Genomic DNA, 14324 nt, shown 5'->3' with positions numbered 1-14324 from the left:
CTATTCCGTGTTTTCAGTCCATCGGAAGCATCGTTCTGACTGAATTTGCATGGCTGTCCTTACCCAGGGGCTCCAGCTGTGGCCCAACGTCGACAATCCCGATGTCACGCAGGTGGAAATTCCCCACGATGATCTTCTCAAACCGTCCCCCGGTATGGGCGCGATCGACCTCGAGAAACGCCTCGGCCACATCGACAAAGTTCAGATTCTGACGGCTCAGCTTCTGCCAGGTGTCGGCGAGGTAGGTCCCCATGATGTCGCGCGCATCGAGAAGCGCGCGCTTGAACTGTTCGGGGTGATCGGCATAGGCCGCATCGAACATCTCCTGCATCACCGGCGCATAGTCCGCCGTCGCCAAAAGCTGATCGGACAGGTCCTCCATCTCCGGCGTGATGGCATCGTAGTCGAGTAGCATCTCGTGGAAGATGTCCACGAGGATATCAAAAAACGCGCCGGTCAGCGGCTGTCCGAGATGGTGCTCCTTCCGCCAGCCCTTCGCAAATTCGCAGAGGCGCCGGTCATTCGCGGCAATACGGATTTGCTTGTTCTGCGACAGCTCCGCGATCCGGTTCACAGCGTTCAGCATGTAGAGGTTGCCGCGCGTGTTGTTGAGCAGCAGATCGACCAGCGAATTGAAGTGCAGCGATGAGATCAGCGCGACGATGTCCGCGGCACTTTCGTGAAACCCAAAGTACTCGCCTGTGACATTCTGCGGGTCGGGCACGCCGATTTCGGAATAGATGATCGCATGGCCCAGCTCATGCGCGATCACGTCGAAGTTCAGAGCGAAGGGCATGAGCTTGCCCGTGCTGGTATCGGCCCCCATCTCGATAAAACCGAAACCCGAATAGGCATTGTCGAGGGAGTGCAGGATCGTCAGCTCCTGCCGCTCGTAAACCCCATCCGCCTGCCAGGGGATCTCGCGCCCGAAATAGCCTTCCCAGATGTCCATGACAAAGCGCACGGTGCCAAAGAGATGGGCCGCCTCGAACTGCGGCGTTCCGGGCTCGAGATAATCGAAATGCCCCTCGGCATCCGGCATCGCGGGGATTTCGATATCCCCCGTCCAGGGTGGTGCCAGCGGGTCGGAGCCATCCGGCGAGATGCCATAGGGTTGCGATTTTCCGATGGGGAAGACCGTGTACATCCGGTCATCCGACGGGCCGGGATCAAGGCTGCCCGGCGGCGAGGAGACCTCCACCACCTCCGGCTCGGCGTATTCATCCAGAAATTGAGGCTGCGCGAACAGTTTGAACCGCGTTCCTGCCATGACCGAACCCCTTCACCACACGCTCGCCATCATGGCTAGCGCAGATTGGGCCGTGCGTCTATTCATCAAAGAGCGACACACCCGCTGTCACGCGGTAGCCGCCCTGCTGAACGTCGCGTTCAGCGGCGGCACGTTGGCGCCAAATCCTCGTTGCCTCCTGCCACAGCGCGGTCTCTTCGAAGTGAGTGCCGGGGTCTGGAGTGTCGAAGGCTTCTTCGGCCAGGTGCTTCAGCAAAAGGGCCGCGTCTTGTTGTTTCTGGTCCACCTCATTGTCCGCAATCCAGCCGCGCAGGCTGTCTTCTATCGGGGCGCCCTTGTCTGCCAGGACGCTGTCCCAGCTGCGGATCTTGTAGAACTGGGCCTTCGCCCGGGCGGTCAGACGCTCGGCAACATCTCCGGTGATCACCCCGGCCTTCCGCGCCGCGCCGAGCGTCGCGCGGACATTCACCATCGCGAGGCTGAGGGGTGGATAGCCCACCGCCTCGGGGCCGTGGAGCAGCGCGACCTCGTCGTCATCCTCAAGCGCGCCGTCCCGGTAGTCTTCGTAAATCGCGCCGAGGCCGACCATGCCGAAGACGTCCATTTCGGCGGCGCGCAAGGCCCCCATGCTCGAGGCGCCCAACACGGGAATGCCACGTTTCAGCGCCCAGAGGATTTCCTTGTGCCAGACCGCTGGCGCGCCCTCGAAGAACCCGTCGATGATCGCAATGGCACCGGGGTTTTCGAGCGTGGCGAGATAGACGTCGCCTTGCTGCACCGGGGGGCACAGGCGAACCGTGCTCGACATCTGAGCGCCGAGGCCATGAATCGAGGGGCCTGCAAAGAGAATGGTGTGCGTCATGAGACAGCGCGCTCTTGTGCAAGCTGCGCGCGCAGTCCCGGCACATAGGCCGCATCATCATGCGGGGCCTCGAGCCCGGGGACGATCACGCGGACCACCGGAATCCGGAACGCATCCTGGGTGAGATCAACGACGCAAATCTCTTCTATGCCAATATGTTGTAGCCGGACCTTCAACCACTCCAGATCATCATGCAGGTCCTTATGAGTCACCCCCGCGACCTGCTCGAAATCGCGCTGATGCGTCGGCGGCAGCAACAGGTCCGCGAAATGCGCGGCCTTTGCGGCGCGCCCTTCGGCACTGTATTCCGCGTGGAAAAGATCCTCCCGCGCACCTGAGATATAGTTCAACCGCGTCTGCGCCGCTTCATTCAACGTCCGGTGCAGGGCAATGACCGGATCGGGATGTGTCCCCGACCCCAAGCCGAGGTGGTCGGACTGCGCGTTGGGGTCATGGATCACGGCAACAAAGGTCGACACATCGGTATCGCTGGTGGCTTCCCAGATCGCGCAGGCCAGGCCAGCCTCGGCAAACTTCTGCAGAGACCGCTGCAACATATCATCCTGAATCGTCATCGGGTCCACGCGGGTGCGCGCGCGCTGCTCAAGCGGTGTCGCATTCCAAAGCGTCAGCGCGTCCCTTTCGATGACTTCGCAGATGCCATGGCAGATCGCCTCCATCACGTGATTGCCGGAAGCCAGACCATTTGTGCTGGCCGGATAACACCCCGCCTCCGACGACGTCCGAGCGGTGTAATCCGCGTGCACCATCTCGAAGGGCACCAGCTTGTCGGTGTCGCTCAGGATATCACGCGCCACGACCCAGTGCTGCCGGACAGTGCGCGGCGGCTGGGGGCGGGGTGTTTGCGGCAAACGCTCCAGATCGACAAACTCGTGGCGTGCCTCGAGGTCCGCCACACTCGCGTAGAAGACCGGCAGCTCGAGATGCTCCGCATGCCAGACTTCGACGGATTCCATCAGGGCCGAGGCCTTGGCATGGGCGAGCGTCATGCCCTTGCCCTGCGACACCGCGATGGACCGTGCATTTGGCCGGATGGCGATCACAACCGGCAGCCCCACATTGTCGAGCCCGGTCACATTGGCCAGCCGCGTGATCCCAAAGGCGCGTTTGTGTGGCAGGACCCGCGCGAGCGTCTCCTCTGCCGGGCAGATGCGTTGCGACCCACCCCGCAACTGCTTCTCAATCCGCGATGTCAGGTCCACCCTGCGGCCTTTCGCTGTTGTCACGCCCCGTGTCAAATCACATCCCGTCCGGCGGCGGAACGATTATCTTTTGACGCAACCGCGCAGTCACCTCCCGAACCGGGCCGACACACCTTGACCGGCAAAACTCTTTCTTTCTAAAGTCAAAGTATAAATTTGCGCGTGTTAAATTTGTGATGGATGGCTTGGCGCCGGCAAGGGCGCTTGTGCACGGCCAGGAGATGCGCCCCAAGCCAGGATGAGGCATGAGCGACAAGAAGATCAAGAATATGGCGGAGTTTGCCAGCGTCAGCGGCATCTCACGCCCGACGATTTCCAAGTATTTCAACGATCCCGGCAGCGTGCGCGACACGATCCGCGAACGCATCGAAGCAGCACTCGAGCAATACGACTACCGGCCGAACATCTATGCGATGAACCAGAACCGGCGGCTGACGAAGAACATCGGCATCGTGGTGCCTTATCTCGCCGACCCGTTCTTCACCGAGATCGCGCGCAAGATCGAGCGGCGCTGTATTGATGCCGGGTTCTGGCCAACCCTGTTCAGCGCGCATGGCTCGCAAGAGCTGGAGAACAGCATTCTGGACAGCCTCCGCTCGCTGAAGCCTGCGGGCGTCTTGCTGGCACCCTTGGGCCGGGCATCCGACCGGGGTGCCATCGAAAAATTCTGCCGCGATGTGCCGACAGTCCTGTTCGACAGCGATCTTGAAGGGATCGGCGCCGCCTTTGTCGGCTCGGACAACCATAGTTTCGTGGCCCAGAGCGTCGAATACCTGGTGCGCTCGGGCACCCCGCCGTGCTTTTTCGAGATGCGCACCCCTGCCAACCCCAATGCGAACAAGCGCCGCATCGCCTATATCAGCATCATGGAAGAGATGGGTCTGACGCCCGAGGTGATCAAAGTGGATGGCGAAGGCTGGGCCTTCGAGGAGATCGGTTATGAGGGTGCGATGCGGGCCCTGTCCGAGGGGCATCTGACACGTGATACGGTGCTCTGCAGCAACGACCGGTTGGCGATCGGCTTTCTTGCGGCGGCCTATGAGAAGGGCATCCGCGTAGGTCGTGACCCGGATTGCGCGATGCGGGTGGCCGCGCATGACGATCACCCGTTTTCGCGCTTCACCAGCCCCTCACTGACCACGGTGGCGCACGACTACGAAGCGGTGTCGAACCACAGTGTCGAGACGCTGTTCAGCGTGATTGACAAGGGTGACGCTCAAGGCCCACGGACCGAGCGGCTGTTCCCCGCCCGGCTGATTCTGCGGACATCAGCTTGAAACCATTACCTTATTGACGCGCGAAAAATAAAAACTTGACGCGCGCAAATATTTTCTCAATTCTTGGTGGTGGGAAATCCATAATACCAAGGGAGGAATCGGATGTACCTGAGAACCGCACTTTGTGCGGCGAGTGCGCTTGCACTTACCGCTGGGGCTGCACTGGCGCAGGCCACCCTCACCATCGCGACCGTGAACAATGGCGACATGATCCGTATGCAGGGCTATACGGACCAGTTCACCGAAGCGACGGGCATCGCCGTGGAATGGGTCACGCTGGAAGAGAACGTGCTGCGTTCGCGTGTGACAACGGACATCACCACCAAGGGTGGTCAGTTCGACATCATGACAATCGGTATGTACGAAACACCGATCTGGGGCGCCAACGGCTGGCTGGTCCCTCTCGACGATCTGTCCGCGGAATATGATGTGGACGACATTCTGCCCGCCATGGCCGGTGGTCTGAGCCACGACGGCACGCTTTATGCGGCGCCGTTCTATGGCGAAAGCTCCATGATCATGTATCGCACCGACCTGATGGAAGCCGCCGGTATGGAAATGCCGGACGCCCCCACATGGGAGTTCGTCCGCGAAGCCGCGGCGGCCATGACCGACCGCGACGCTGACATCAACGGCATCTGCCTGCGCGGCAAGGCCGGTTGGGGTGAGGGCGGCGCCTTCATCACGGCGATGTCCAACTCGTTTGGTGCACGCTGGTTCGACATGGACTGGAACGCACAGTTCGACACCGAAGCCTGGGCCAACACGCTCAACTTCTTCAAGGGCATGATGGACGAGTCCGGCCCGGCGGGCTATGCCACGAACGGCTTCAACGAGAACCTGAGCCTCTTCAACCAGGGAAAATGCGGCATGTGGATCGACGCCACGGTGGCGGCCTCCTTCGTGACAGGCGGCGACTCGACCGTCGCGGATTCGGTTGGCTTTGCACTGGCACCGGACACCGGCCTTGGCAAACGCTCCAACTGGCTCTGGGCCTGGGCGCTGGCGGTGCCGGCGGGCACCCAGCAGGAAGCCGAAGCCAAGCAGTTCATCGAGTGGGCCACCTCCAAGGACTACATCGAGTTGGTGGCTGAGAACGAAGGCTGGGCCAACGTGCCTCCCGGTGCGCGGACCTCGCTTTACGAGAACCCCGAGTACCAGAAAGTGCCGTTCGCTCAGAAGACACTGGACTCCATCCTGTCGGCTGATCCGAATAACTCCACCGTCGAGGAGAGCCCCTATGTGGGCATCCAGTTCGCCGCCATCCCTGAGTTCGCAGGTATCGCAACGCAAGTGAGCCAGGAGTTCTCGGCGGCCTATGCTGGCCAGCAGTCGGTGGAAGAGGCGCTTGAGAAGGCGCAGGCGATCACCAACGAAGCCATGGAAGCGGCCGGCTACCGTTAACGCCCCGCTTCGTCAGGGGGCGGCTGATGTTGAGCCGCCCTCTGCCCCTCTCGTATCATTAAGTTGTAGGCCCGCAATTCTGCAGCGTCGCCCCACCCGGGCTGCTGCGCACAGAGGAGATGTGTCAAATGGCGACCAAAGCTTCCCGATCCGCAGCCCGCGTGATGATGGCCCCCGCAGTGGTGCTCTTGCTGGGCTGGATGCTGGTACCGCTGATCATGACCTTGTGGTTTTCCTTCCGCACCTACCTGCCGCTGCGTGGCGGGGATCAGGGATGGACCGGTTTTGACAATTACGTTCGGTTCGTCACCTCCAGCTCTTTCTGGCCTGCGATCTCGACCACGCTGGTCCTTCTGATCGGCGTTTTGGCCATCACCATCATTTTCGGCGTGTTGCTGGCGATCCTTCTGGATCAGCCGATGTGGGGCCAAGGTGTTGTCCGCATCCTCGTGATTGCGCCCTTCTTCGTCATGCCCACCGTCTCGGCGCTGGTCTGGAAGAACATCTTCATGGACCCCACCAACGGGCTGCTCGCGCATCTGTGGCGGTTCTTCGGGGCTGAATCGATCAGTTGGCTGTCGGACGTGCCCATGGTGTCGCTCATCATGATCGTCAGTTGGCAGTGGCTGCCCTTTGCCACGCTGATCCTGCTGACCGCGATCCAGTCGCTCGATGGCGAGCAGATGGAAGCGGCGGAAATGGATGGCGCCTCGGTGCTCTCGCGCTTCTTCTACATCGCCCTGCCCCACCTCAGCCGCGCGATCACCATCGTGGTGCTGATCCAGACGATTTTCCTGCTGGCCATCTTCGCCGAGATCTTCGTGACCACCGGCGGCGCCTTCGGCACCCGGACCCTGTCGTATCTGATCTTCCAGCGCGTGCTGGAGAGCCAGAACATCGGGCTCGGATCCGCAGGCGGCGTCTATGCCATCATCCTCGCCAATATCGTTGCCATCTTCCTGATGCGCATCGTTGGCAAGAACCTCGACTGAACCAGGGAGGACGACTCATGGCACGTGCTGTCACAAACCAACGCAAGGCGATCAACACCGCTGCGGCTTGGATCATCGGTCTGCTGATCTTCTTCCCGATCCTGTGGACAATCCTCACGAGCTTCAAGAGCGAGGCCCAGGCCATCGCCGACCCGCCGATCTTCCTGTTCTTCGACTGGACGACCGAGAATTACTCGACGGTCATGGAGCGGTCGAACTACGGCCGGTTCCTCTGGAACTCGATCTTCATCGCGGGCGGCTCCACCATCCTCGGCATCATCATCGCGGTGCCTGCGGCCTGGAGCATGGCCTTCGTGCCCTCCAAGCGCACCAAGGACATCCTGCTCTGGATGCTGTCGACCAAGATGCTGCCGGCGGTGGGTGTGCTCTACCCGATCTACCTGCTCTTCATCCAGTTCGGCCTGCTCGACAACGTCTATGGGCTGACCTTCGTGCTGATGCTGATCAACCTGCCGATTATCGTCTGGATGCTCTACACCTACTTCCGTGAGATTCCGGGGGAAATCCTGGAAGCGGCCCGGATGGATGGGGCCACGCTGAAGTCCGAAATCCTCTACGTGCTCACGCCGATGGCAGTCCCGGGGATTGCGTCAACCTTGCTGCTCAACTTCATCTTGGCCTGGAACGAGGCGTTCTGGACGCTCAACCTCACAGCGGCCAAGGCGGCACCGCTCACGGCCTTCATCGCCAGCTATTCCAGCCCCGAGGGCCTCTTCTACGCCAAGCTGTCGGCGGCCTCGACCATGGCGATTGCCCCCATCCTCATCCTCGGCTGGTTCAGCCAGAAACAACTCGTCCGCGGTCTCACCTTCGGCGCGGTCAAATAAGGAACGATATCATGGGACAGATTACGCTTCAGAACGTGACAAAGAGTTTCGGCGATGTCGAAGTGATCCCGCCGCTGGATCTGGACATTCAGGATGGCGAGTTCACGGTCTTCGTCGGCCCCTCCGGCTGCGGGAAATCCACCCTGCTGCGGCTGATTGCGGGGCTGGAGGACATCACCAGCGGCCACATCAGCATCGACGGAACGGACGCCACCGACATCCCGCCCGCAAAGCGCGGATTGGCCATGGTGTTCCAGTCCTACGCGCTCTACCCGCATATGTCGGTGCGCAAGAATATCGCCTTCCCGATGCGGATGGCGGGCATCGATCAGGCGGAACAGGACCGGCGGATCACACAAGCTGCCGCCGCGCTGAACCTCACCGACTATCTCGACCGGCGCCCCGGGCAGCTCTCGGGCGGTCAACGCCAGCGGGTTGCCATCGGGCGGGCGATTGTGCGCGAGCCGGCGGCCTTCCTCTTTGACGAACCGCTCTCGAACCTCGATGCGGCCTTGCGTGTGGGCATGCGGCTGGAGATCAGCGAGCTGCACAAGAGGCTGGCCACCACGATGATCTATGTGACCCACGACCAGGTCGAGGCGATGACCATGGCCGACAAGATCGTGGTGCTGCGCGCAGGCCATATCGAGCAGGTGGGCAGCCCACTGGAGCTCTATCGCAGCCCACGCAACACCTTCGTGGCGGGTTTCATCGGCTCGCCCAAGATGAACCTGATCGAAGGCGCCGAGGCTGGAAAACACGATGCGCATACGCTGGGCATCCGGCCCGAGCACATCGACGTCTCGGCCACCGAAGGCACCTGGCACGGCAAGGTCGGCGTGGCCGAGCATCTGGGCTCTGACACCTTCTTCCACGTGCATGAGACCGGCCTCGCCGAGACCGTGACCGTGCGCGCGCCGGGCGAAGTCAACTTCCGTCACGGCGATACGATCTACATGACACCGCGCAGCGAACAGCTGCACCGCTTCGGCGCGGATGGGCTGCGTATCGCATGAGCCGACTGCAGGGCAAAACAGCGCTGATTACAGGCGCGGCCCGCGGCATCGGCCTGGCCTTCGCGCAAGCTTATGTGCGGGAAGGCGCGCGCGTGGCCATTGGCGACATCGACATCGCACGCGCCACCGATGCAGCGGAGGGGTTGGGCCCTGATGCCATCGCGGTGCAGATGGATGTGACCGATCAGGCCAGCATTGACCAGGCGGTCGCCGACACCGTGCAGCAGTTCGGTCAGATCGACATCCTGATCAACAACGCCGCGCTCTTTACAGCCGCGCCCATTGCCGAGATCACGCGCGACGACTATGCCCGCGTCTTCGACATCAATGTGGGCGGGACGCTCTTCACCCTGCAGGCGGTTTCAAAACACATGATCGCGCGCGGTGGCGGCGGCAAGATCATCAATATGGCGAGCCAGGCCGGGCGCCGCGGCGAGCCTCTGGTGGCCGTCTACTGTGCAACCAAGGCCGCGGTGATCAGCCTCACGCAATCTGCGGGTCTCAACCTGATCGAACACGGGATCAATGTGAACGCCATCTCGCCCGGCGTGGTTGACGGCGAGCATTGGGACGGCGTCGATGCCTTTTTCGCGAAACATGAGAACAAAGCGCCCGGGCAGAAGAAGAAGGAGGTGGGTGAGGCGGTGCCCTATGGGCGCATGGGCACCGCCGACGACCTGACCGGCATGGCAGTTTTCCTCGCCAGCAACGAGGCCGACTACATCGTTGCGCAGACCTACAACGTGGACGGTGGGCAATGGATGAGCTGATCCGCCTGTCGAACCAGACGCTTGGGCAGCTGCCTGATACGGTGCGCGTGCCGCAGTATGACCGCGCGGCGCTGACACCGGGGATCGTGCACATCGGCTTGGGAAATTTTCACCGCGCGCATCAGGCGTGGTATCTGCACCGGCTCTTCGACGCAGGATTATGCCATGACTGGGCGATTATCGGCGCCGGTGTGCGGCCCCAGGACGGGGTGCAGCGTGACAAGCTGTTGGAACAGGACTGCCTGACCACCCTTTTGGAGCTTGATCCGACCGGCAGCGCAGCAGAGGTCATCGGCTCGATGATCGACTACGTGCCGGTGGAGCCAGGACATGCCGCACTCATCGCGCAGATGGCCGACCCCGCCATCCGGATCGTCGCCCTGACCGTCACCGAGGGCGGCTACTACACCGATCCGGCGACCGGTGGTTTTGATGCCGGGCACCCGGACATTCAACACGACGCCACATATCCCGCGACGCCCCGCACCGCATTCGGGGCGATGATCGCCGCCCTCAAGCAGCGCCGGGCTGCGGGGCACGGGCCCTTCACCGGGCTTTGCTGCGACAACCTGCAGGGCAACGGCGATATCCTGCGGCGCACCGTGGTGACGCTGGCCGCCATGTCAGACCCGGAGTTGGCCGAGTGGATCGACGCGGCCTGCAGCTTCCCCAACTCGATGGTGGATTGCATCGTGCCCGCGACCGGGCCCAAGGAAATCGCGCTTGCGCAGAGCTTCGGCATCGATGACCGCGCACCCGTCACCCACGAAACCTTCCGGCAATGGGTGATCGAGGATGACTTCTGCGCCGGGCGGCCTGCGTGGGACACCGTGGGCGCGACCTTCACCGATGACGTGCACAGCTACGAGGCGATGAAGATCCGCATTCTGAACGCGGGCCATCAGGTGCTGGCCAATGCGGGCGAAATCCTCGGGCTCGAGACCATCGCCGATTGCATGGCGCATCCGCAGATCAGCGCCTTCTTCCGCAAGGTGCAGATGGAGGAAATCGCACCGCATGTGGACCCGGTGCCCGGGATGACGGCCAGCAGTTACGTCAGCCTGATCGAGCGCCGCTTTGCCAACCGCGCGATCGTGGACACCACTCGGCGCGTGGCCTTTGACGGGTCGTCCCGGCACACCGGCTTCGTGCTTCCGATCCTGCGCGACGGGCTGGCGGCGGAGACCTCTGTCGAAGGTCTCGCTCTGGTCGAGGCGCTGTGGGCGCGGATGTGCGAAGGCACGCGAGAGAACGGGTCCATCATCGAGCCGAACGATCCGTTCTGGCCCCAGCTCAACACCGCCGCGCGCGCCGCACGTGCGCGCCCCTTGGCCTGGTTGGAACAGCGCCAGTTCTATGGCGGCCTGCTAGACGACCCCATGTTCGCAACCGCTTTCGAGCGCTGGCTGACGGCCATCTGGGCCAATGGCTGCGCGGCGACGCTCGACACCTACAGGCAGCACGGCACCATACCCGAGCAGGCATAGGCACCCGTCCCGGACGGCCGGTTTCCCGGCCTTCAGGTCGGGTGCTTAGGCATCTTGCTCCACGGGCTTCACGGTGAAGATCCGGCGCAAGGTGACGTAGAACACCGGTGTCAGGAACAGCCCAAGGAAGGTCACGCCCGACATCCCGAAGAACACCGCCGTGCCAAGCGCCTGTCGCATCTCGGAGCCCGGGCCAGTCGCGATCATCAGGGGAATCACGCCGAGGATAAAGGCAAAGGCGGTCATCAGGATGGGCCGGAACCGCAAGCGCGCCGCCTCGAGCGCGGCATCCACCGGCCCAAGCCCCCGCTCCTCCTGCGCCTGTTTGGCGAATTCGACGATCATGATCGCGTTCTTCGCCGCAAGCCCCACAAGCACGATCAACCCCACCTGCGTCAGCACGTTGTTGTCCATGCCCCGGAACATGACCCCCAAAAGGGCCGCGAGCACGGAGAGCGGGACAATCAGGATGATCGCCACCGGCAAGACCCAACTTTCGTAAAGCGCGGCGAGGAAGAGGAAGGCAAAGAGCACCGAGAAGGCGAAGATATAGGTGGCCGTGTTGCCCTGATTGCGCTCCTGCAAGGCCAGTTCCGTCCACTCATAGTCGACACCCGGCGGCAGCAGGGAATCCGCCAACTGCTCCATCGCGATCAGCGCCTCGCCTGTCGAGACACCGGGCACCGGATTGCCCTGCACCGGCACCGAGACCTGCTGGTTGTAGCGCTGCACCAGCGCAGGCCCTGCGGTTTCACGAATGGAGACAAGCGTGCCAAGTGGCACCAGCGCGCCGGTCGCCGACCGCACGCGCAGCGCCACGATATCCTCTTCCTCCAACCGGAAGCGTTCATCCGCCTGCGCGCGCACCTGGAAGAGCCGCCCGTAAGCATTGTAGTCGTTCACGTAGGACGAGCCGAGGTTGATCGCGAGCGTTTCAAAGATCTCGCCAATGGGCACATTGAGCATCTGTGCGCGCACCCGGTCGATCTCGAGGAACACCTGCGGTGAGCCCGCCGAGAAGGTCGTGAAGACGCCTTGCACCTGATCAGACTGCTGCGAGGCGCCCATGATCGCATAAGCCGACTGCAGCACCCGCGTCATCTCGGCGCTTTCATTCTCCTTCAGCTGCAGCTTGAAGCCGCCCCCGGTGCCGACGCCGCGCACCGCCGGGGGGGCAATGGCAATGATGAAGGCTTGGCGCAGGCTTTGCATCCGACCAAAGAGCTGGCCGATGATGGCACCCGAGGTCAGACCGCTCTCGATCCGATCCTCAAAGCTCTCGAAGGTGGTGAAGATCACACCCTGGTTTGTCGCATTGGTGAAGGTCGCGCCGGAAAACCCGGCAAAGGCGACCGCATTGGTGACACCCGGCGTCTCGAGCGCCACTTCGGTTGCTTGGCGGACGACCTCATCGGTCCGTTCGAGCGAGGCGCCGTCCGGCAATTGCACCACGACAATGGCATAGCCCTGATCGGCTTCGGGGATGAAGCCCGTCGGCACTTGCTGGCTGATCCAGTAGGTGCCGCCCAACAGCCCGACAAAAACCGTGAGAGATAGTCCCAGCATGGCCTTGGAGCACACCAGCCGCTTCACCACGGCCATATAACCGCGCGTGATCGCGTCGAAACCGCGATTGAACCCGGCGGCCAGCGGGCCGAACACGCGCCCCGCGATGCTCGGCTTGTCGCGGTCTTCCTTCGACTTCAGCAGGATCGACGCCAGGGCCGGCGACAGGCTCAGCGAGTTGATCGAGGAAATGATCGTGGCCACCGAGATGGTGACCGCGAATTGCGTATAGAATTGCCCGGTGATCCCCGGCACGAAGGCCGAGGGCACAAAGACCGCGATCAGCACAAGCGTGGTCCCGATAATGGCGCCCTGCACCTCGTCCATCGTGCGGGCCGAGGCCTGCCGGGGCGTCATCCCCTCTTCGATGTTTCGTTCGACGTTTTCAACAACGACGATGGCGTCATCCACCACGATCCCGATGGCGAGGATCAAGCCAAAGAGCGTGAGCAGGTTCAGCGTGTATCCCAGCGCCAGCATCACCGCGAAGGTGCCAATCAGCGAGACAGGGATCGCCAGCAGGGGAATGAGCGCGGTGCGCCAGTTCTGCAGGAAGACAACGATCACGATGACCACCAGCAAAACCGCCTCGAAAATTGTCTCATAGACCGCGTTGACCGAAGCTGCGATGAACTCCGTCGGGTTGTAGACCACCTGGTATTCAAGGCCCGCGGGGAAGTCCTCTGACAGCTCGTCCATCACCGCGATGATTTCATCCGCCGAGGCGAGCGCGTTTGATCCGGGCCTTTGGAAGATGCCCAAGGCGACGGCTGGCTTGTTGTTGAGATAGGAGTTGTTCACGTAAGATCGGGCGCCAATCTCCACGCGCGCCACATCCCGTACGCGGACCACGCGGCCATCTTCGGACGCCCGGACGATCACGCGCCCGAATTCACGCGGCGTTTGTAATCGCCCTTGCGTGGTGATGGTCACCTGGAAGGCACTGTCGGAGTTGTTCGGAGGCGCGCCGAGCGAGCCGCCCGAGACCTGCACGTTCTGTTCCCGCAAGGCACCGACCACATCGCCCGCGGTCAGACCCAGTGAAGCGAGCCGGTCAGGGTCGAGCCAGACGCGGGCCGAGAACTCCCGCTCGCCGAAGATGATCAGGTCCCCCACCCCGTCGAGCCGTACCAGCCGGTCCCGCACCCGTGCGCGGGCGTAGTTCGAGACATAAAGCTGGTCGAAACTCTCGTCGGGAGAGAGCATGTGCACCACCATCATCAAATCCGGCGAGGATTTGGTGGTGGTCACGCCCAGCGCGCGCACTTCTTCCGGTAGCCGCGGTTCGGCGATGGCCACGCGGTTTTGCACAAGCACCTGTGCGGCATCGAGATCGGTGCCGAGCTCGAAGGTGATGGTGAGGCTCATCGCCCCATCCGCCGTCGCGTAGGACGACAGATAGAGCATGTCTTCCACACCGTTGATTTCCTGCTCCAATGGTGTCGCCACCGTCGCCGCTACGGTCGCGGCATCGGCACCCGGATAGCTCGCCCGCACCACGATCGAGGGCGGCGCAATCTCGGGGTATTGCTCCACCGGCAGCTGGAAGTAGGACACGATGCCGACAATGGTCAGCAGGATCGAAATGACAGCCGCAAAGATCGGGCGGGTGACGAAGAAACGCCCCATC

General features: G+C 62.4%; 11 protein-coding genes. 7 read left to right on the top strand and 4 right to left on the bottom strand.

Annotation, left to right across the window (positions count from 1 at the left end; translation table 11 throughout):
• Nucleotides 1–13: 13 nt before the first annotated feature.
• The 3 genes from ACVC7O_RS07940 to ACVC7O_RS07930 are packed head-to-tail and all read right to left on the bottom strand — an operon-like array spanning nt 14 to nt 3334.
• Nucleotides 14–1270: a hypothetical protein gene (locus tag ACVC7O_RS07940; protein ID WP_458325547.1), complete on the bottom strand. Its 1257-nt coding sequence runs from the start codon at nt 1268–1270 to the stop codon at nt 14–16.
• A 58-nt stretch (nt 1271–1328) separates the two neighbouring features.
• Nucleotides 1329–2111, bottom strand: coding sequence for a TfuA-like protein (locus ACVC7O_RS07935; protein WP_458325546.1), 783 nt, complete (start codon nt 2109–2111; stop codon nt 1329–1331).
• On the bottom strand, nt 2108–3334 hold the full coding sequence (locus ACVC7O_RS07930; RefSeq protein ID WP_458325545.1) for a YcaO-like family protein: 1227 nt from the start codon (nt 3332–3334) through the stop codon (nt 2108–2110). Before ACVC7O_RS07930 ends, ACVC7O_RS07935 begins: the two co-directional genes overlap by 4 nt.
• 245 nt (nt 3335–3579) lie before the next feature.
• On the opposite strand from ACVC7O_RS07930, the gene ACVC7O_RS07925 reads away from it, so the two are divergent.
• From ACVC7O_RS07925 to ACVC7O_RS07895, 7 genes are all read left to right on the top strand, one after another.
• Nucleotides 3580–4611, top strand: a complete 1032-nt coding sequence (locus tag ACVC7O_RS07925) for a LacI family DNA-binding transcriptional regulator (protein WP_458325544.1) — start codon at nt 3580–3582, stop codon at nt 4609–4611.
• A gap of 102 nt (nt 4612–4713) precedes the next feature.
• A complete protein-coding gene (locus ACVC7O_RS07920) occupies nt 4714–6015 on the top strand; it encodes an ABC transporter substrate-binding protein (RefSeq protein ID WP_458325543.1) in 1302 nt (433 codons plus the stop codon).
• A 128-nt stretch (nt 6016–6143) separates the two neighbouring features.
• Entirely contained in the window at nt 6144–7007 is an 864-nt protein-coding gene (locus tag ACVC7O_RS07915) for a carbohydrate ABC transporter permease (protein ID WP_458325542.1), read from the top strand.
• Between the two features lie 17 nt (nt 7008–7024).
• On the top strand, nt 7025–7855 hold the full coding sequence (locus tag ACVC7O_RS07910; protein ID WP_458325541.1) for a carbohydrate ABC transporter permease: 831 nt from the start codon (nt 7025–7027) through the stop codon (nt 7853–7855).
• Between the two features lie 11 nt (nt 7856–7866).
• Nucleotides 7867–8871 (top strand): ABC transporter ATP-binding protein, encoded by a 1005-nt coding sequence (locus ACVC7O_RS07905; protein ID WP_458325540.1) that lies wholly within the window; start codon nt 7867–7869, stop codon nt 8869–8871.
• Nucleotides 8868–9641 carry an L-iditol 2-dehydrogenase gene (locus ACVC7O_RS07900; RefSeq protein WP_458325539.1) on the top strand — a complete coding sequence of 258 codons (774 nt, stop codon included), beginning with the start codon at nt 8868–8870 and terminating at the stop codon, nt 9639–9641. The genes ACVC7O_RS07905 and ACVC7O_RS07900 overlap by 4 nt, the downstream gene beginning before the upstream one ends.
• Nucleotides 9629–11128, top strand: a complete 1500-nt coding sequence (locus ACVC7O_RS07895; RefSeq protein ID WP_458325538.1) for a mannitol dehydrogenase family protein — start codon at nt 9629–9631, stop codon at nt 11126–11128. The genes ACVC7O_RS07900 and ACVC7O_RS07895 overlap by 13 nt, the downstream gene beginning before the upstream one ends.
• Nucleotides 11129–11173: 45 nt before the next feature.
• On the opposite strand, the gene ACVC7O_RS07890 is transcribed toward ACVC7O_RS07895, so the two are convergent.
• Nucleotides 11174–14323, bottom strand: coding sequence for an efflux RND transporter permease subunit (locus tag ACVC7O_RS07890; RefSeq protein WP_458325537.1), 3150 nt, complete (start codon nt 14321–14323; stop codon nt 11174–11176).
• Nucleotide 14324: the final 1 nt, after the last annotated feature.

The organism is Roseobacter cerffii (assembly GCF_054226325.1).
This window is presented reverse-complemented; position numbering and strand designations above follow the sequence as displayed.